Genomic DNA, 17,963 nt, shown 5'->3' with positions numbered 1-17,963 from the left:
CGGTTCGGGGTTTGCGCCCGAGTGCGGTGGTGTCCCGCTGTTGCCGGTCGCGGGACCGGGGTGCGGGTGTCCTGCCGGGGAGCGGTTCTGTCCAATTGCTCCGGTCCGGGAGTCTGGTTTACACTTTCTGTCTGTAATGCGGGCGCCTGCAGCCCGGTTGGAGTAGGGGCTGCCTGCAGCCCGGGGCCGGTTCCGCGGGCGGACTGTTCGGGGGCGGGGTGTGCAAGGGAGACTGTGCGCGTGGTGCTGAAGAGCCGGGGTGTCCTGTTGTCAGCCCTGGCGCTGCTGTGTGCGGCGCTGGTTGTCACGCCTGCCCGGGCGGCGTCCTGCCGTTCCGTCGATGCATCCGGGGTCGCGAAGAGCCATCCCGGCCCGGTTCCCTTCTATCTGAACGGTGCGTGGGGCTTTGTGTCCTCCTCCGGCGCGCTTGTCATCCCGCCGCGCTTCCAGGCGGTCCGGGATTTCACGGCCTCGGGCGTCGCTGCGGTGATGGAGGGCGGGCGCTGGGGCTTTGTGGACACCTCGGGGGCCTGGCGGGTGGCACCGCGCTTTGAGTCCGCAAAGGATGTGGAGGCCGCCTCCCTTGCGCCGGTGCGCCTGGACGGTTCCTGGGGCTACGTGGACCTGTCGGGAGAGTCCGTGATCGGGCCCCGGTTCGAGGACGCGTGCCCCTTCGAGTCCACCGGGATTGCCCGGGCCAGGGAGCGGGGGCTTTGGGGCTTCATTGACCGGACCGGTCGCTGGGTCATCCCCCCCATGCTGGAGGCCGTGACCGGTTTCCACGAGCGGAATACGGCTCTGGCGCAGGTTCGGGGGCGCTGGGGAGTGATCGACCGTCACGGCGCCTGGGTGATCCGCCCGCGGTTCGACGCCCTGAGGCCCTGGGGAGGCTCGGACCTGACCCCTGCGCGCATGCGCGACGGCCGCTGGGGGCTGGTGGGCCCCTCCGGCGATCCGGTGAGCCGGGAGACCTACGATGAGGCCGGAGCGTTCTCGGGCTCCGAGCCCGTGGCGCCGGTGCGGGTCGGGGAGCGCTGGGGCCTTGTGGGAACGGCGGGACGCATCGTCATCAAGCCCCGGTTCGAGGACATGCGGGCGTGTCATGGCGACGGCCTGTGTTTCGCGCGCGAGGGCGGGCTCTGGGGCCTTGTGGGGCTGAGCGGGGCGTGGGTGGTCAAGCCCCGCTGGGAGAGCCTGGGCCTGCGCCTGTCGTCGGAGGGGCTGCTGCCCGCCCGGCAGGACGGCCTGTGGGGCTACATTGATGCCCGCGGCACGTGGGTCATTCCCCCGGCCTACGACGAGGCCCGGGACGTTGAGCCCGGCGGCCTGGCCCGGGTCCGGCTGGGGCAGGAGATCCGTTACCTGGACCCTTCGGGCCGGGTGGTGCTGAGGCTGGAGCCGGTGTGCGGGGCGCTCCGGGTTGCGAAGGCTCCCGACGGTCGGGTTCTGTGGCCGGCGGACCCGAAGGCCCTCCGCTGTGCGAAGCCGGAGTAGGGAATGGACCATCTTCCTGTGCCGGACCGCGAGGCCCGGATTGTTCCGCCCCGTTCGGGTGCCCGGCGCGAGGGGTCCGGGCCGCGCCTGCGCTGGCTGCGCTTTCGCCTGAACCATCCGTCGCCGCGCCCGGGCCGGTCCTTCCGGCCGCTGGCTTGGGCTCTCAAAGTGGTTGCCGGCGTTCTTGTCTTCGCCCTGCTGGTCTGGCCCCTGCTGGGGGTGGCCCTGTGGTCTGTGCTGCCGGTGCCCCTGACGCCCCTCATGGTCCAGCGCAGCCTGGCCGAGGCCGAGTGGCCCCAAAAAAGCTGGATCTCCCACGACCGGATCCCGGACACCCTGCGCCGGGCGGTCCTGGCCAGCGAGGACCAGCGCTTTTGCGAGCATTCCGGGTTTGACTGGGCCGAAATCGGGAGCGCCTGGGGGGAGTACCGCTCGGGCCGGCGCCTTCGGGGGGCCTCGACCATCTCCATGCAGACCGCGCGGACGGTGTTCCTGTGGGGCGGCCGCGACCCGGTTCGCAAGGGTCTGGAGGTCTGGTATACGGTCCTCCTGGAAACCTTCTGGAGCAAGAACCGCATCCTGGATGTGTACCTGAACACGGTGGAGTGGGGGCCGGGCATTTACGGTGCCGAGGCCGTGTCCCGGCACTATTTCGGCATTCCCGCCCGGCTGCTCCACCGCTCGCAGGCCGCGCGGCTGGTGGCGGTGCTGCCCAATCCCCGCCACCGGGATCCCCGCCGGGAGACCGGCCCGGTTGCCGGCCGGGCTGCCTGGGTGGAGCGTCAGGTGGGCGCCATGCCCGTGCGCGACGGGCGGGCCTGCCCCTGAGCGGCATCCGGTGGCCCCAGGATTCCGGCGCCTGGCTCCTGGCGCCTGATGCGGGGCCCGAGGGTCAGGGCTGGCGTTCGGGGCCGGTCATTTGGAGCCGGGGGCCAGGGACGCCGCGCTGTGGCCGGGCCCGTGCGGGTCCGGTGTTGCGGCATTCCTGTGGGCGCCGTGGCCGGGCCCGTGCGGGTCCGTTCGCTGCCCGGTGTCCCGGGGTCAGGCGGTTCCTGTGGACCCTTCGTGCTCAGGCCGTCCCTGTGGATCCGAATCCGCCCGCGCCCCGCTCCGACTCCGGCAGGGTGTCCACCGTCTCGAACGGCATGTGGGCGACGGCGGCCAGAACCGCCTGGGCGATCCGGTCTCCCGGGGCAATGGTGTGGGCGACCGGGGAGATGTTGGTCAGGATGGTCTTGACCTCGCCACGGTAGCCGGAATCCACGGTTCCCGGGGCGTTTGCGACGATCACGCCCTTGAGGGACAGCCCGGAGCGTGAGCGGACCTGCATTTCAAAACCCTCGGGGATTGCGACACAAAACCCGTTGGGAATGGCGGTGATGGCCCCCGGCTCCAGGGTCACGGGCTCGGAGATGGCGGCCCGGAGATCGAAACCGGCGTCATGCTGGCGGGCGTAGGCAAGCGGGCCGTACTGGTCGAAATCATAGTGCTCGAGGTAGTGGACAAGGAGTTTCAACGGCAGGTTTCCTTCCGGATTCGGTATTGGGGCACCCATTTTGGGGTGTGGACCCCGGAGAACGGCCTCGACGGGGGGTTCCGTATCGTTTTATAAGGTTTCCGCACGAAAAAACAGACGAGAGGACGCGATGCCCCCACCCATCGACATGCTCTTCAGGAACAACCGCAACTGGGCGGTCCGCCGGGAGGAACTGGAACCCGGCTATTTCCGAAGGCTCTCGGCGATCCAGGAACCCAAGTATCTCTGGATCGGCTGTTCGGACTCCCGGGTTCCCGCCAACGAGATCGTCGGCCTGGATTCCGGAGAGCTCTTTGTCCACCGCAACATTGCGAACGTGGTTCCCCACTCCGACCTGAACTGCATTTCGGTCATCGAGTACGCCATCAACGTCCTCAGGGTCGAGCACATCATCATCAGCGGCCACTACGGCTGCGGGGGCGTGCGCGCGGCCCTGTCCTGCCGAAGCTACGGCAAGATTGACCACTGGCTGGCCTACATCAAGGACGTGGCGAGCCAGCACCGGGTGGAGCTGGACGCCATCGAGACCCCCGAGGCCAAGGTGGACCGCCTGTGCGAGCTGAACGTCATCCACCAGGTTCAGAACGTGGCCCGCATGCCCCAGGTCCAGAACGCCTGGCACCGGGGGCAGGAGCTTCAGGTCCACGGCTGGATCTACTCCCTGAACGACGGTCTTGTGCGTGATCTCAACGTGACCATCACGGGCCCCGAGGCCCTGCCGGACATGCTCCGGCTGGATGTGTCCTCCCTGAACGGGGTGAGCCCGGTGGTCACTCCGGATCCGGAGGCGGTGGCCGCCGCGGAGGCCCCGCCTGCAGACAGTGCGGATCCCGCCGCGCCCGAGGCCGGGGAGGCTGCGGAGGCTCAGGGGCAGACAACTGCGGAGGACCGGGCTACGGTTCCGCTCGCGCCGCCCAGTGCCCGGGATCTGGCCCCCGAGACCGCCGAGGAGCGGGAATACGCGCCGGTCGTGTCCAGGGATGCCCGGAGCACCGCTCCGGAAACTGCGGAGGAACGGGAGTACGTGCGGGTCGGGTCGCCGACGGAGGAACCCGGTCGGGCAAGGTGATCACCGGCCGCACGGATTCCTGACGGGCGCAGGCCAAGGGCCGGTCCGCCCGGGTCCGGTGGTGCCGGGCCCGGTCCGATCCGGTGCGCAGGCGGTCCGATCCGGCGTGGTCTGTCCGGTCCCGGGGGAGCCGCCGCTGTGCCCGCCTTGACCGCCATGGCCCCGGCTGTGGCGTCCGGCTCCGGTCCGGGGAAGGCGATCACGTCCCTGCAGCCCTCGGCCATGGCCCCGGCTGTGGCGTCCGGCTCCGGTCCGGAGCTCAGGTGGGGTTGGCGCAGACCGGCACCCACAGAACGTCGTCAATGGTGGCGGCCCCGGCCAGCAGCATGACCAGCCGGTCAAAGCCCAACGCAATGCCCGAGCACTCGGGCAGGCCCTGCTCCAGCGCCGCAATAAAGTCCCCGTCGATGGGGTAGCGGGTGCCGTACAGGGCCTCACGCACGTCCATGTCCGCTGTAAAGCGCCGCACGTGTTCCTGCGGATCTTGCAACTCGCCGAAGGCGTTGGCCAGCTCCAGGCCGCCCACATACAGCTCGAAGCGCTCGCAGGTTCCGGGCTCTGCCTGCGAGGGGCGCGACAGGGCCGCCATGCACAGGGGGTAGCCGTACAGGAGGGTGGGGCGCTCGCAGCCCAGGGCGGGCTCGATGTGTTCGAGGAAAATCCGGAAGAACACGTCGTCGAAGCGATCGTGCTCCGCGCTGTTCAGGGCCAGGCCCCGGTCCCGTGCGGCCGCGGCCAGGGGGCGGGGATCGGGCTCCATGGGTCTGCCGCTCAGGCGCACGCCGGCCTCAAGGGCCGCGTTCAGGTCGAGGCCAATGCGCGCGAAGGCGCCGGCGGCGCTCAGGCGCTCCCAGGGCTGGTGCGGATCCACCCGGTGTCCGTTCCAGGTGAGGGTGTCCACCCCCACGTCCCGGGCGACGGCCTGCACCAGGGCCTCGGTCTCGTCCATCAGGTCCGACAGGGAAAAGCCGCTGCGGTACCACTCCAGCATGGTGAATTCCGGGTGGTGGGTGTCGGAGCGTTCCTCGTTGCGGAAGACCCGGGCCAGCTGGAAAATGTCGCTCTCCCCCGCGCACAGAAGCTTCTTCATGGCGAATTCCGGGGAGGTGTGCAGGTAGAGGGTGCTGCGCCCGGTCTCGAAGGGCTCGGCCAGCTCGGTGGCGAAGGCCGAGAGGTGGGGCTCCAGCCCCGGCGAGGCCTGGAGGGCCGGGGTCTCGACCTCCAGCACACCGCGGGCCTCGAAAAAACGGCGGAGACTGGAGACGGCTTTTGCCCTCAGAAGCAGGGCGGGGCGGCGGCGGGCGTGGAGGGTTCGGTCAAACCAATGGCGCGTGGCGCCGGAACGGGAGGTCATGGGGCAGGGCTACCGGAAGAGAAAAACAGCACAGCACCAGACCCGGCACAGGCGGGACAACCAGCCCGATGTTGCGCCACGGGCCCGATCCTGCTAGGGTCCGCTTTTTGCGGACGACAATCTACGGACAATTTCCATGAAAATGCAAGCCAACCAGATTCGCCCCGGGCACGTTCTCGAGCACCAGGGCAAGCGCTGGAGCGTTCTGAAAATCCAGCTGATCCAGCCCGGCAAGGGCGGCGCCTTCATCGCGGTCGAGATGCGCGACCTTGAAAGCGGCAACAAGACCAACGAGCGCTGGAGAACCGCCGACACGGTCGAGCGCCTGGAAGTGCGCGAGCGCGACGCCCAGTACCTGTTCCAGGACGATCACGGCTACACCTTCATGGACAGCGAGACGTTCGAGCAGTTCACCATGCCCACCGACATGATCGGCGAGCGTGCGGCGTTCCTCCAGGAGAGCATGCAGGTCACGGTCGACCTGATCGAGGGCCAGCCCGTCTCCATCAACCTCCCCTCCCAGGTGATCCTGGAAGTGGTCGAGGCCGATGCGGTGGTCAAGGGCCAGACCGCGTCCTCGTCCTACAAGCCGGGCGTTCTGGAAAATGGCCTCAAGGTCATGATCCCGCCCTTCATCGAGGCCGGAACCAAAATCGTGGTCAGCACCACCATTCCTCCGGAATACGTCGAAAGGGCGAAGTAGGCGGACATGGCTCTGCGTTCTCCCAACCTCAATGTCATGGTCAGCGCGGCCCGTATGGCCGCGAAGGGCCTGATTCGCGATTTCGGCGAGTTGGAAAACCTTCAGGTGTCCCGCAAGGGGCCCAGCGATTTCGTGACGGTCGCCGACACCCGGGCCGAACAGATCCTGAAGGCCGAGCTGAGCCGCGCCCGGCCCGACTATTCCTTCCTGATGGAGGAAAGCGGAGCCCAGGACGGGGCCGACAAGACCCGGCGCTGGATTGTCGATCCCCTGGACGGCACCTTGAACTTCATGCACGGGATCCCGCACTTTGCCATCTCCATCGCCCTTGAGGAGAAGGGAGAGATTACGGCCGGTGTGGTCTACAACCCCGTGACCGACGATCTCTACACCGCGGAGAAGGGCGGCGGCGCCTATCACAATGACCGCCGCTTGCGTGTCGCGGCCCGGACGAATTTCGCGGAGAGCGTTTTCGCCACCGGCATTCCCTTCCAGGGGCGTCCCGGACACCGCGAGTTCCTGATGCGTCTGGCCCGGGTGATGTCCGTGTCGGCGGGTGTGCGCCGGTTCGGCGTGGCCTCGCTGGACCTCGCCTTCGTGGCGGCGGGCCGCATGGACGGCTACTGGGAGGAGACCCTCCAGCCGTGGGATGTGGCGGCGGGCATCCTGCTCGTGCGCGAGGCGGGCGGCTACGTGACCACGGTTCAGGGAACGGGCAATCCGGTTGCCACCGGCTCGGTGGCGGCGGCGAACGCGGCCCTGCACCCCCAGCTTCTCAAGGTGCTGAAAATCGACGAGGGCGGGGCCGCCTAGGGTCTCCTTCCTGGTCGTGGCGCTGTCCGGGCCCATCCGGGCGTGCCGGGGTTCCCCGGCTTCGGGTGGGGCCCCACGCCTTCGGACCCGCCCTGCGTCGCTTGAAGCGGCGCTCGCGGGTGGACCGGGGGACCGGCACAGGCTGTGCACCGGCTTACACATGCAGACCCAGGGGGGCCTTCGGGCTCCCCTTTTTCGTGCCCGGTCGCGCCGGAGGGGGGGCGGGATGTGCGGTGGCGCGCCGTGCCCCGTCGTGCTGGGCCGCACCCCGTTGCGTCCTGCGATGGTGTGCCATTGCGCGCGGTGCCGTGCCGCCGCGCCGCGTCCTGCTATGGCACGCTGTGCCACGCGCTGTGATGTCGTTCCACGTCCTGTCGTGCCGCCCCCTCCGTGTCCTGTCAGCGCGCGCCGTGTGTCTGGCGCTCCCTCCGGGTAGCCCTTGGGTGACCGGTGTGCACGGCCCGCGGCGGAGCGATGTCCGTCGCCCCCGCACCTTGCCGCATACCCCGCGTCGCATACCCCATGTTGCATACTCCATGTCCGGCGCTCCGGTGTACTTTCCGGCGGTTGGGAGACGTTTTCGTCTGTTTCTTTTCAGGGTTGTTCTATACCATAAGGGGAGCGTTGGCAGGCATTCCTGCCCCCGGAGGAGCGGGCGGGAGCCACGCTCCGGCACGGACGAGCAGGAGACCACAGTGACAGGTCAGGACCATACTTCCATTCCCCCGGACAGGGCGGCGGCCCGCAGACGGCTGCTGCAGACCTGGCGGGGACTGGCTCTTCGCGAGAAGATCGCGATTCTGGGCGTCCTGATCGCAACGGTTGCCATTGTTGGCAACCTCTCCCTTTACGCCGAGCAGCTCTCGCGCGGTGATGTCCAGAAGGTCCAGATCCGTGGCGCCGGAAACCTGGTGGCCGGGCCCGGATCCGTGGTGACGGTCTCGAACACCAGCCATCTGGCGGGCGCCGGCCGCGTGCCCGAGGCCGTTGTTCAGAGTATCCTCGACGGTGCGGATGCCGAGGTTCGCGCCATGGACGAATCCCGCAAGGCCGCCCTTCTGGAGCGCACAACGCTCGACTACCGGGACATGACCGTCCACTGGCGCGGAGTTCTGGTGATGGATCCGGTCGTGAGCCGTTTGCGGGGCGCGGCGCTGTCGGCCCTCGAGGAGGGGCGCTTCGATGCCGCGCGCTCGTTCCTGCGGGAGGCGTCCGACCATGTGCGCTCGACCCGGGGCGGCAACACCTCCCGGTCCGGAGCGACCGCATCGGCGGAAGCCCGGCGGACGGGCCTTCTTCTCGGACTTCTTGCGGGGGAGGAGGCGGACTCCTACCGGCTCCAGCCGAGTCGCCATAGCTATCGCACCGCCATACGCCTCTACAGCGAGGCGGCGGAGCAGGTCGGGGATGCGGGGCCGAATGTGGCCCGGGAGTTCCGGATCCGGCAGGCTCTTGCCCTGTTCAGTCTTGGCGAGGAATTTGGCGACTCTCCGGCCCTGCTGGAGGCCGTCCAGCTTCTGAGGTCGATGCTCGCCCCCGGCGCGCCCGGGGCCAGCGGGGTGGTTGGGGCCAGCGGCACGGGCGGGGAGCCTGTTTCGGATGCCGCCCGCATTCACACCATCCTTGGTATGGTCCTGCGCTCCCTCGGGCACCGGGAGGACGGAACCGCGCGGCTGGAGGAGGCCGTCACGGCCTACCAGTCGGCGCTGGAGGCTTTGGAGAACGCTCCCGACCTCGCGGTGGAGGCCGAGGCCTGGCACGCCCTGTGCGGGGCCCTGCGCGTCCTGGGCGAGCGGGAGGACAGCGTGCCCCGGCTGGAGGCGGCGGTGGAGGCGTGCCGCACCGCGCTGACCGGGCGTATCCATGAGTTTCCCCGCCTGCAGTGGGGGGCGGCCTGGACCAACCTGGGGCGGGCGCTTCTGCGCCTGGGGGAAAGGGACGGCGGCACGGACCATCTTGTGGAGGCGGCGTCCGCCTGCCGCACCGCGCTCGAGGGGCTGAACCGCGAGGGCGACACGGACCAGTGGGCGGTGACCCGCATCACGCTGGGGGACGCCCTGCGGCTCAGGGGGCTGCGGGAAAACGACCCCGCCCTTCTGGAGGACGCGCTGGCGGCCTACCGGCCCGTTCTGGCTTCGGACGTGCGCGAGCGTGTGCCCCGGCTCTGGGCCGGCGCCAAGATCAACACCGGGATCACCCTGTGGGAACTGGACAACCGGGACAAGGCTTCAGGCCGCCTTCCGGGCGCGGTGGAGGCCTACCGCAAGGCGCTCGGCGTCTTTACCCGGGAGAGCCACCCCCGGCGCTGGGCGGAAATCCAGAACAATCTGGCCATTGCCCTGCGGGATCTGGGAGACCGGGAGAACGACACCCGCAGCCTGGCCGAGGCCGTGACCGCCTGGCGCGCCGCGCTGGAGGGCAACACCCGCGAGCATGATCCCCGGCGCTGGGGCATCCTTCAGGCCTCACTGGGGGGAACCCTGTTTCGGATCGGCGAGCACACGGAGGATCCCGCCACGCTGGCAGAGGCGGCCGACGCCTATCAGGCGGCTCTTGGCGTGATGTCCCGCGAGGACGCCCCCGCGGACTGGGCCCGGGTTCAGAAAAATCTGGGCGCGGTGCTGCTTCGCCTGGGCGAGCTTGACCGGGAGGGGCTCCCGGATGCCGGATCGGGCTCGGGGAAGGCCTCCCGCGCGGGGTCGGGCTCCGGATCGGGGTCGGGCGCCGGGACCGCCCTCGGGACGGCCTCTGACGCGCCGTCGGTCGCCGGTTCTGGCGCCGCCCCTGCCGCCGGTTCGGCGGCGGGTGCTGCTTCTGCCGCCGGTGCGGTGGGCTCCGGGACCGCCCTCGGGACGGCCTCTGACGCGCCGTCGGTCGCCGGTTCGGGCGCCGCCCCTGCCGCCGGTTCGGCTTCGGGTGCTGCTTCTGCCGCCGGTGCGGTGGGCTCCGGGACCGCCTCGGGCTCTGGCGCGCCGTCGGTCGCCGGTTCGGGCGCCGCCTCTGCCGCCGGTGCGGCTTCGGGTGGTGTCTCAGCGTCCGCCTCCGCCTCCTCCTCTGCCTCCGGCGCGGGGCAGGGCGGGGCCGAAGGCGCGGGCGGGGACCGGCTTGAGCAGTCCCTGGCCGCAAGCCGGGCCGCTCTCGAGGTGTACACCCTGGAGGATGCCCCTCTGGACCGGGCTGCGACCCTCTACACCCTCGGGCGGGCCCTGCTGGCCCGGGGTGTGCGCAGCGCGGATCCGGACCGGCTTGACCAGGCGCTCAAGGCGCTGGGCGAGGCCCGGGAGGTATTCGCCCGTCAGGATCCTCCCGACCCCCTGGCCACCTGCTGTGACGAGTTCATGGATTCCGCGAGAGAGGCCCTGAGCCGCCTCCGGTAGCTCCACCGGGACGCGGGCTGGCACACACCATGCCGCGGGGCCCGGGGCGCACGGTGGCACCCTGAACCGCGTGCCGTGGTGCCCGTCCGCCTGCCGTCCGTTTGTCCGGCTCCCGGCGGTGTCCCGCGCCGCCAGGGAAAAACTCTTTGGCGGGGTGCGGTATCCCCGTGGCCGGGGACAGGGGCCAGTCTCCAGTCTCCGGGCTCCGGGCGGCCTTCTTCCGGCAAGCGCGGGCGCTCACGTGTTGTGCGCTCCCGGGGCCTCCCTTTTTCCCTTTCCCCGTTCCCCTCGTGTCGGTCCCGGCTCCGCAGCCGGCCTGCCGAGGTGGCGGGCTCTGGCTGGGGCCTTTTCGGCAGGGCGCGTCCTGTCCGATGACGCCCCGGGATGGGCTGGGCCTGTCGGGCCCACGGTATGCCGGTACGGATATTCTGACCCGCCCCATGACTTTTGATGTATAATGAATAAATTTCCACCAGAGGGAGATGTCGAGCCATGTCCAGTTCTCCTGACAGGGAGACCCCGCCCGATAACGCGAGCGCCGGAGGCACCGGCGCCCCGTCCGGTTTGCCCCCCGGTGCGGACCAGGATCCTGCGTCCGCAATGCCGGCCGGCGCGGCATCCGGCCCCTCCTCACAGCCGGGCCCCGAATCGGGCCCGGAACCGGATCGGGACGCGGGACTGTCCGCCTTCTGGCGACGGCGCTTTGCCCTGATCGACCGGGCCGGCGGCTGGGACGGGCAGAGGCTTGCGAACCCGAAGGCCCTGACAAGCTGGGAACTCGTCCGCGTCCAGGTCAATATCTGGGCGCTTTTGTTCGGGTGCCTCTATTACCTCTTCAAGGGAATGTGGAAAAAGGGCCTGGTCTTTCTTCCGATCTCCCTGATTATTGGAAATGTCTCCTATTTTCTTGGGCTTCCAATGTTCAGCGCGGCTTTTGTGGCTGCCGTACCCTGTGCGGTGTTCGCAAACGGGGACTACTACCGTTTTCGGCGGTTCGGCGAGACCATGTGGCCCGTCGTTCGGGTGCTGGACCGGGTGGCCGTTCTTCTGCCGTCCTCGCTGGGGGCTGTTTTCCTCACGATGGCTCTGTTCACGGTTCTGGGGATCGAGCAGGAGTACAGCTGTTCGTCGGAGAGGGTGACCGAGGGCCTGCGCGATCTGCTGCACGAGAAGTGGGACGTGCCCCGTTCCGGGCTGAGCGTTGAGAATATCCGCACCGTGGGCGAGGGGTTCACGCCCGGCAGTCTTGCCTGTGGGGCTCTGGTGCGCGGCGTGGTCCCGGAAGCGCCCATGGTGACGTTCTATGTCCTGGAAAAGGGGGAAGGATTCGGCGACATCACCATTTCCGTTGTCGGGAGGTAGGGCGCGGCTGGCAGGCTTCGGGTATCATGATCCTGCCACAATCACCGTTGCCCGCGCGGGTTTTCCCCTGCTGCGGGGTTCAATGGAAAAAAGCACCTTCGGCGGGCGTTTTGGTCACGGCACGATTGCCTCTTTGTGTGAAACGGGTCAAAACTACCGAAAAGGGATCCTTCGACCCGGACCCCCTTCAGCGAAAGGTGCGCATGACAACAGAAAGGCTTGAGATCACCGCCCCGATTTTTGACGGGCAGTTCATCGTCAGCAACGCGGAAAAATACGTCTTCATGACCTGGACCCGTGAGCACATTGCCCAGGGGTTTGTCTGGAGCCGTGACAACGTGGCCCTTGCCATTCCCAGCCACATGGCCGGTGATTTCCGCATTGGTGTCAACACGACCGCGACAGAGCGTGTGGTGCGGCCGGATGCCTTCCGGGCGATTGTTGTGCCGTTTCATGCGGGCCCCAGGGGGGTTGCGCTGCGCAATTTCGACTACAACCTGGTGACCCTTGATCTCCCGGAGGGCAGCTACGAGCTTCTGTGGCAGCTGTCCCTGCCGGAGACGAGGGAGCCCTCGACTGTGGCGCTGCGGCTGGACTTCTCGTTTGTGCGCACCGACACCCCGCGGTTTGGCATCCTGCGCCGGGACCGCGAGATTTCCGCTTCCCACGTTCTGACAACCGAGGGCCATAACGTGGCCGTCTCGCTGCTGGAGCGGATCAATACCCTTCCCCTTGAGGCTCTGCGGCCGGAAGAGCTGCGAGAGATCAAGGAACTGAAGAAAAACCTCATGTTCTGAGCCGGATGCGAAACCATGCCTGTTCTTCCCCTGGAGGAGTTCCGGAGCGCGCTTCCGGCCATGCGGTGTCTTGTGGGGCTTGACCCCGGCACCCGCACGATCGGTGTGGCGGTTTCCGACCTGACACGCATGATCGCCTCCCCCGTGACCACCATCCAGCGCACGAAACTCCAGCGGGATCTGGAGGAGCTCGGCGCCATCCTTGCCGACCGCAATCCAGCGGGGCTGGTGATGGGGCTTCCTCTCGAGATGGACGGGGGCGAGGGCCGGCGGGCCCAGTCGGTCCGCGCCTTCGGGTCGAGCCTGATGAAGGCGTTCGACCTGCCTCTTCTGTACTGGGACGAGCGGCTGTCCACCTCCGCGGTGGAGCGCACCCTGATCGGCGAGGCCGACCTGACCCGCAAGCGCCGCAAGGAGGTCGTGGACCGGGCTGCGGCGGCCTACATTCTCCAGGGCGTTCTGGACCGTCTGTCGATGGGGTTCTTTTAGGCTGGAGCGTCGCTCGACGGCGTTCCTTCCGGGGCCTTCGGGCTGCGGCGGTTCCGGACGGCTTTGCCCGCGCGTCCGGCCGGTCCGAGGGAACGGCGGGCCCGTCATCCGGTTAGTGGTGTGTCCCGGGCCCGGGTGCGCGTTCGCTGGTTCCGTCAGGGGAGCGGGATCGTGAGCCCCTGGTGCGCCCGTGTGCTCCCTGGTTCCGCACCTGTGACATCCGTGTCCCGGCGTGTCCCGGGGGCTTGGTTCCCATCGGCGGGGCGTTCCGGCCCCGTTACGGGTTCCCGGTCCGTGAGCCGGCGCCGGTGCCCGTGCGCTCCGCGTTTCCGCTTCCGCTTCCGTCTCCGGCCTCATCCCTGGAGCCGCTGTCCGTCCCGGTTCTCTCCGGGGCGACGGCTGCCCCTTCACGTTCAGGGGAACCCCCGTCACCGGTGGCGCCGGCAGGCAGCGTGTCCCCGGTCATGTTGTCCCCGGCGGGAGCATCGTTTTGCCCATTGCCGTCCCGTGCGTCTCCCTCCCGCACCGAGGCGAGAAGGGCCGCAATCCAGGGATTGCGCAGCGACAGGTTGGCGCTTCTCAGAAGCCGGTCCAGAAGGTCGTCCCGCGACAGGTACTCGATCTGCAGCCAGAGGTCCACATAGGGGATGCGGGCGAAGTCGTCCCCCGCGAGGGCGGCAAGAACGGGCCAGTACACCAGGGCCTCGTCATCGCCGAACCCCCGGGCCCGGGCCTCGTCCAGCCGGACCATAAGCCAGTCGTCCAGGTCGGCGGGCTTCCGGGCTCCGAAGCGCTCGGGAAAGGCAAGGCCCAGAAAGCGGGCAAGGCGGGCCCGCAGCTCTGCGTCGTCGGCGGCGTTGGGCTCCCAGCCCAGAAGAAGGCTCCGGGCGCGCATATCGTCGAAGGCCTCCGGGGCGATCTCGCACGGCGCCACCCACTGGGGCTTGCCCACCTTGGGCCAGGGGCCCCGGTACTGTCCGGCGGCCGAGCTCATGTCCCCATCCAGGGACGGCGGCCAGATGGAGCGCCAGGCCAGCAGCAGAAGCGCGTTCTCGTTCAGCAGATCCCGGGGCGGCAGGGCCGCCATGGCGGCCGGGTCGGGCACGGGGCGCGTTGGTTCTGTTCCCGGCTCCGGCTGGGGCTGGGCCGCATCCAGGAACCAACTGGCCTCGTTTTCCGCGAGCGGGGTTTCCAGGCGGATCCGGGACAGCAAGGTGGCCCGGTCCAGGTCCGGCTCGAAGACGGTGACCTCGTCGTACTCGTTGAAGAAGGCGATGTTGTCCGCCTGGTCCGGGAAGCGCTCCACAAACCGGCGCACGAAATCCAGGGTGAAGTACTCGCAGCCGTCCTCCTCGAAGCGGATGGAGCGCCGGTTTTCCGGGATGAAGCCATGCACACTCAGGCCGTCCAGCCCGGGCAGGCCGGTCAGGTCCACCTCGAAGCGCCAGGAGGGCACCGAGGTCTCGCGCCAGTCCTCGAAGCGCCAGGCGGTGACGGCCCAGTTCTGCCGGAAGAACGTCTCGAAGGCCTGGATGTCCTCGATCAGGGGACGCGCCGGATCCCGGGCCATGATCGAGCCGCTCCAGAAAAACTCCAGGGCCGCGGTGTCCGGGGAGAGACCCTCCGGGGCGCTTCCGGCTCCGGCTGCGCTGGCCTCGTGTCCTCTCTCGTGTTCGGTCTCGTGACCGGCCCCGGTGGCGCCGCTGTCCGGGAGACCGTCCGCGTCCTCGAGCATCCGGCTCGCGGCCGGGTTCGGAGTCCGGGCGGGAGCGGGAGCGGAAGATGCGCGCTCCGGCGCCGGCGCTGCGTCCGCGCCCCACGGGAGCAGGCCAGGCAGGACCAGCGAGACGAGGCACAAGGCAGGAAGGATCAGGGGACGGGACCGGACCATGCGGCGGGATTCCTGGCAGGCGGGGTATCGGGGCAGGAGTTCGGCAGGGGGCGCGGCTCCGGGTGCGGGACCGCACGGGACACGGCGTGGACCACGGAGCCTCTGCAGGACACAGACCATAGCAAAGAGTGCGGGTGTGCGCGACTCCTCATCGAGTGCGCCGGCCTGTGGGACGCCGGGGGGTATCCCGCGGGCCGAGGGGCCCGGCACCGGGGCCGGGGCGCGCCCCCGTGCCAGTGCTTTTGCCCGTTCCCGAGCCCGTGCCTTTGACCGGGCCCCTGTCTTTGGCCGTGCCCCTGCCTTTGCCCGTGCCCAAGGTGGCGCCGCTGGCGGGACCGGCTCCGCGGGCGGACGTCCGCCAGGCCGGCGTGTCGCGCACCGGGCCGGTGTCATAGCGGGCCGCCGGGACCAGGTGGCGTTTCGAGGGGCCGATCAGGTCGGTGCGGCCCATGGCTTTCAGGGCCTCCCGGATCAGGGGCCAGTTTTTGGAGTCGTGCCAGCGCAGAAGAGCCTTCTGGAGCCTGCGCTGCCGCAGGCCCTTGGCGCTGGACAGGGCCTCGAAGGCGCCGTCACGGCTCTGGACCATGGGGTTGGCGCCCGCGTGGTACATGGCGCTGGACAGGGTCATGGGCGTGGGCAGGAAGGTCTGGACCTGGTCCGGGCGCACGTCATTGCGCTTGAGCCACAGGGCCAGATTGAGCATGTCCGCGTCCGTCGTGCCCGGGTGGGCCGCAATGAAATAGGGGATGAGGTACTGCTCCTTTCCGGCCTCTTTGGAGTACTGCCGGAACAGGGTGCTGAACTGCTCAAAGCGGTCCATTCCGGGTTTGAGCATCAGCTTGAGCACGCCGGGCTCGGTGTGCTCGGGGGCGACCTTCAGGTAGCCGCCCACGTGGTGGGTGACCAGCTCCCGGACATACCGGGTGGAGCGCAGGGCAAGGTCGTAGCGCAGCCCCGAGGCCACCACCACCTTCTTCACCCCGGGGATGGCGCGGACTTTCCGGTAGAGATCAACCAGCGGGCCCTGGTCCGTCTCCAGGTGGGCGCAGATATCCGGATGCAGGCAGGACCAGCGGCGGCAGACCGCCTGGAGAGCCGGGTCGCGGCAGCCCAGCTGCCACATATTGGCCGAGGGGCCGCCCAGGTCCGAGATGACGCCGGTAAAGCCCTCGGTGCGGTCCCGGACCCGCTCGACCTCGCGCTCGATCGAGGCGGTGGAGCGGCTCTGGATGACCCGGCCCTCGTGGCTGGTGATGGCGCAGAACGAGCACCCGCCGAAGCACCCGCGCACGATGGTCACCGAGTGGCGGATCATCTCCCAGGCCGGGATCGTGAGGGAGCCGTAGGACGGATGGGGCGCCCGGGCATAGGGAAGCTCGAACACCCGGTCCAGATCGTCGGTAGGCAGGGGCAGGGGCGCCGGGGTCACGACCAGGTCCCGGTTCCCGTGGCGCTGGACAAGGGTGCTGGGCCGGAAGGGGTTGCTCTCCCGGTGCATCTGGCGTGAGGCCTCCAGGTAGGCCTGCGGGTCGGCGCTGACCTCCTCGAAGCCCGGGAGCCGCAAAAGCGTGCTGTGGGGCACCAGGGCGCCGGAGGCCTCCTGATGCTCCTCCAGCGACCCGCCCAGGGCAAAGGCCGCGCCCCGCAGGTCCAGCATGGACGAAATGGGCTCGCCCCGGGCCAGCCGGAAGGTGAGGTCCACCAGGGCCCGCTCCGCGTTGCCGTACAAGATCACGTCCGCCTTCGAGTCCAGAAGCACCGAGCGGCGCACCGTGTCGGACCAGTAGTCGTAGTGGGCGAAGCGCCGCAGGGAGGCCTCGATGCCCCCAAGGACCACCGGCACATCCCGGTACGCCTCGCGGCAGCGCTGGGCGTAGACCGTGGCGGCCCGGTCCGGCCGGCACCCGGCCTCGCCCCCGGCGGTGTAGGCATCCTCGCGGCGCAGCTTGCGGTCGGCGGTGTAGCGGTTGACCATGGAGTCCATGTTCCCCGCCGTCACGCCGAAGTACAGCACCGGACGCCCCAGAGCCCGGAAGGCCTCCGCGCTGGTCCAGTCCGGCTGGCTGATGATCCCGACGCGAAAGCCCCTGGCCTCCAGAAGCCGCCCGATCAGGGCCATCCCGAAGGACGGGTGGTCCACGTAGGCATCACCGGTCACAAGGACCACGTCGCAGGCGTCCCAGCCGAGGGCATCCATCTCCGCGCGGGTGGTCGGCAGGAAGGGTGCGGGCCCCAGGCGGGAGGCCCACCAGGGTTTCCGGGAAAACAGGGACGCGGGGGAGGACATGGTGGGACGCCGATACAGTAAGGGGGACAGTCGGGAGGACGCCTTCAGGGGACAGGCTTCCAACACGGTTGGAAGTACATATCGCGCGTGTTAGCCTGCGCGCTTATGAAATGACCCGCCCGTGCAGGGCCCGTGGTCACGCGCGCGGGCACCGGGTTCGGATCCGGACGCGTTGGTGCGGAACAAAAGGGAATGACACATGGAACCCGGCAAGGACAACTGCTTTTCTGTCCCGGAGCACACGGCTCTGCTCGACCGCGAACTCCTCGACAAGACCCTGGGAGGACATACGTCCCTGATCATCAAGTCGATGGAAATGTTTTTTAAAACGGCTCAGGATCTCATGGACGGCATGCGCGCCGCCATCGCCGCCGACAACAACGGGGATCTGGAGACGAACGCGCATTCGTTGAAAGGCATCGTGGGGTATTTCAACCAGGGTGTTGTACACCGTCTGTGTGCCGAGCTTCAGTTTTCCGGTCGGGACGGGTCGCTTCCCGGGGATCACGCCAGGGTTGAGAGGGAGTTCCAGAGGCTCGAGGCCCTGATCCGGGATCTGTGTGAGGAAATGAAGGAGGAGATGGTCCGGCTCGCCTGATGCCCGGCCTGTCCCCCACCCGGTCGTCCGGTGCCCGTTCCGGATGTTTACCCGGATGGTCTGCCGGATTTCCCGCGTTTTTCGGCGCATCTGCCCGAGTTCCGGTGCTCCATGCGCCGGGTGTGCACGGGCAGTTCCCGTAGTCGCGGTCCGGTCCCGGCCTGGGGGCCGTTGGGGGTCGCGCCGCTCCGG

General features: G+C 69.0%; 14 protein-coding genes. 10 read left to right on the top strand and 4 right to left on the bottom strand.

The genetic code is table 11. From position 1 onward, the window contains the following. Positions 1–240 precede the first annotated feature (240 nt). Positions 241–1,494 carry a WG repeat-containing protein gene (locus IHV25_RS05130; RefSeq protein ID WP_192534038.1) on the top strand — a complete coding sequence of 418 codons (1,254 nt, stop codon included), beginning with the start codon at positions 241–243 and terminating at the stop codon, positions 1,492–1,494. A 3-nt stretch (positions 1,495–1,497) separates the two neighbouring features. Further along, positions 1,498–2,322 carry a monofunctional biosynthetic peptidoglycan transglycosylase gene (gene mtgA, locus IHV25_RS05125; RefSeq protein ID WP_192534037.1) on the top strand — a complete coding sequence of 275 codons (825 nt, stop codon included), beginning with the start codon at positions 1,498–1,500 and terminating at the stop codon, positions 2,320–2,322. 241 nt (positions 2,323–2,563) lie between these two features. On the opposite strand, the gene dut is transcribed toward mtgA, so the two are convergent. Continuing rightward, positions 2,564–3,010, bottom strand: a complete 447-nt coding sequence (dut, locus tag IHV25_RS05120) for a dUTP diphosphatase (protein WP_420825415.1) — start codon at positions 3,008–3,010, stop codon at positions 2,564–2,566. Positions 3,011–3,140: 130 nt separating this feature from the next. Here dut and can point away from each other — a divergent pair, with 130 nt between their 5' ends. Then, positions 3,141–4,100: a carbonate dehydratase gene (gene can, locus IHV25_RS10550; RefSeq protein WP_274605249.1), complete on the top strand. Its 960-nt coding sequence runs from the start codon at positions 3,141–3,143 to the stop codon at positions 4,098–4,100. A gap of 259 nt (positions 4,101–4,359) precedes the next feature. Here can and epmA read toward each other — a convergent pair whose 3' ends face one another. Further along, entirely contained in the window at positions 4,360–5,454 is a 1,095-nt protein-coding gene (epmA, locus tag IHV25_RS05110) for an EF-P lysine aminoacylase EpmA (RefSeq protein ID WP_192534035.1), read from the bottom strand. 136 nt (positions 5,455–5,590) lie between these two features. Here epmA and efp point away from each other — a divergent pair, with 136 nt between their 5' ends. The 6 genes from efp to ruvX all read left to right on the top strand — a co-directional run bounded on the left by efp (position 5,591) and on the right by ruvX (position 12,995). After that, entirely contained in the window at positions 5,591–6,157 is a 567-nt protein-coding gene (gene efp / locus IHV25_RS05105) for an elongation factor P (RefSeq protein ID WP_192534034.1), read from the top strand. A gap of 6 nt (positions 6,158–6,163) precedes the next feature. Then, complete coding sequence (locus tag IHV25_RS05100) at positions 6,164–6,970, top strand: inositol monophosphatase family protein (protein WP_192534033.1); 807 nt, start codon at positions 6,164–6,166, stop codon at positions 6,968–6,970. A 695-nt stretch (positions 6,971–7,665) separates the two neighbouring features. Further along, positions 7,666–10,347 (top strand): tetratricopeptide repeat protein, encoded by a 2,682-nt coding sequence (locus tag IHV25_RS05095; protein ID WP_192534032.1) that lies wholly within the window; start codon positions 7,666–7,668, stop codon positions 10,345–10,347. A 492-nt stretch (positions 10,348–10,839) separates the two neighbouring features. Beyond that, the gene (locus IHV25_RS05090; protein WP_192534031.1) at positions 10,840–11,709 is read left to right on the top strand and encodes a DUF2628 domain-containing protein; all 870 of its coding nucleotides are present in this window, start codon (positions 10,840–10,842) and stop codon (positions 11,707–11,709) included. Positions 11,710–11,912: 203 nt separating this feature from the next. Further along, positions 11,913–12,506 (top strand): competence protein ComJ, encoded by a 594-nt coding sequence (comJ, locus tag IHV25_RS05085; protein ID WP_192534030.1) that lies wholly within the window; start codon positions 11,913–11,915, stop codon positions 12,504–12,506. 15 nt (positions 12,507–12,521) lie between these two features. Further along, the gene (gene ruvX, locus IHV25_RS05080; protein ID WP_192534029.1) at positions 12,522–12,995 is read left to right on the top strand and encodes a Holliday junction resolvase RuvX; all 474 of its coding nucleotides are present in this window, start codon (positions 12,522–12,524) and stop codon (positions 12,993–12,995) included. A 277-nt stretch (positions 12,996–13,272) separates the two neighbouring features. Here the strand turns inward: ruvX and IHV25_RS05075 are convergent, their stop codons facing one another. Together IHV25_RS05075 and IHV25_RS05070 are read right to left on the bottom strand one after the other, a co-directional pair. After that, entirely contained in the window at positions 13,273–14,886 is a 1,614-nt protein-coding gene (locus IHV25_RS05075) for a hypothetical protein (RefSeq protein WP_192534028.1), read from the bottom strand. A 148-nt stretch (positions 14,887–15,034) separates the two neighbouring features. After that, positions 15,035–17,173, bottom strand: a complete 2,139-nt coding sequence (locus IHV25_RS05070) for a YgiQ family radical SAM protein (RefSeq protein WP_197974960.1) — start codon at positions 17,171–17,173, stop codon at positions 15,035–15,037. Positions 17,174–17,372: 199 nt separating this feature from the next. On the opposite strand from IHV25_RS05070, the gene IHV25_RS05065 reads away from it, so the two are divergent. Then, positions 17,373–17,771, top strand: coding sequence for an Hpt domain-containing protein (locus IHV25_RS05065; RefSeq protein WP_192534027.1), 399 nt, complete (start codon positions 17,373–17,375; stop codon positions 17,769–17,771). Positions 17,772–17,963 lie beyond the last annotated feature (192 nt).

Source organism: Phaeovibrio sulfidiphilus (assembly GCF_014861485.1).
GTDB classification, from domain to species: domain Bacteria; phylum Pseudomonadota; class Alphaproteobacteria; order Rhodospirillales; family Rhodospirillaceae; genus Phaeovibrio; species Phaeovibrio sulfidiphilus.
This window is presented reverse-complemented; position numbering and strand designations above follow the sequence as displayed.

What these genes read in the sequence shown, in the direction of transcription:
- mtgA (WP_192534037.1), top strand. Translation starts at nt 1,498, where the DNA reads ATGGACCATCTTCCTGTGCCGGACCGCGAGGCCCGGATTGTTCCGCCC.
- can (WP_274605249.1), top strand. Translation starts at nt 3,141, where the DNA reads ATGCCCCCACCCATCGACATGCTCTTCAGGAACAACCGCAACTGGGCG.
- epmA (WP_192534035.1), bottom strand. Translation starts at nt 5,454, where the DNA reads ATGACCTCCCGTTCCGGCGCCACGCGCCATTGGTTTGACCGAACCCTC.
- efp (WP_192534034.1), top strand. Translation starts at nt 5,591, where the DNA reads ATGAAAATGCAAGCCAACCAGATTCGCCCCGGGCACGTTCTCGAGCAC.
- IHV25_RS05100 (WP_192534033.1), top strand. Translation starts at nt 6,164, where the DNA reads ATGGCTCTGCGTTCTCCCAACCTCAATGTCATGGTCAGCGCGGCCCGT.
- IHV25_RS05090 (WP_192534031.1), top strand. Translation starts at nt 10,840, where the DNA reads ATGTCCAGTTCTCCTGACAGGGAGACCCCGCCCGATAACGCGAGCGCC.
- comJ (WP_192534030.1), top strand. Translation starts at nt 11,913, where the DNA reads ATGACAACAGAAAGGCTTGAGATCACCGCCCCGATTTTTGACGGGCAG.
- ruvX (WP_192534029.1), top strand. Translation starts at nt 12,522, where the DNA reads ATGCCTGTTCTTCCCCTGGAGGAGTTCCGGAGCGCGCTTCCGGCCATG.
- IHV25_RS05075 (WP_192534028.1), bottom strand. Translation starts at nt 14,886, where the DNA reads ATGGTCCGGTCCCGTCCCCTGATCCTTCCTGCCTTGTGCCTCGTCTCG.
- IHV25_RS05070 (WP_197974960.1), bottom strand. Translation starts at nt 17,173, where the DNA reads ATGTCCTCCCCCGCGTCCCTGTTTTCCCGGAAACCCTGGTGGGCCTCC.
- IHV25_RS05065 (WP_192534027.1), top strand. Translation starts at nt 17,373, where the DNA reads ATGGAACCCGGCAAGGACAACTGCTTTTCTGTCCCGGAGCACACGGCT.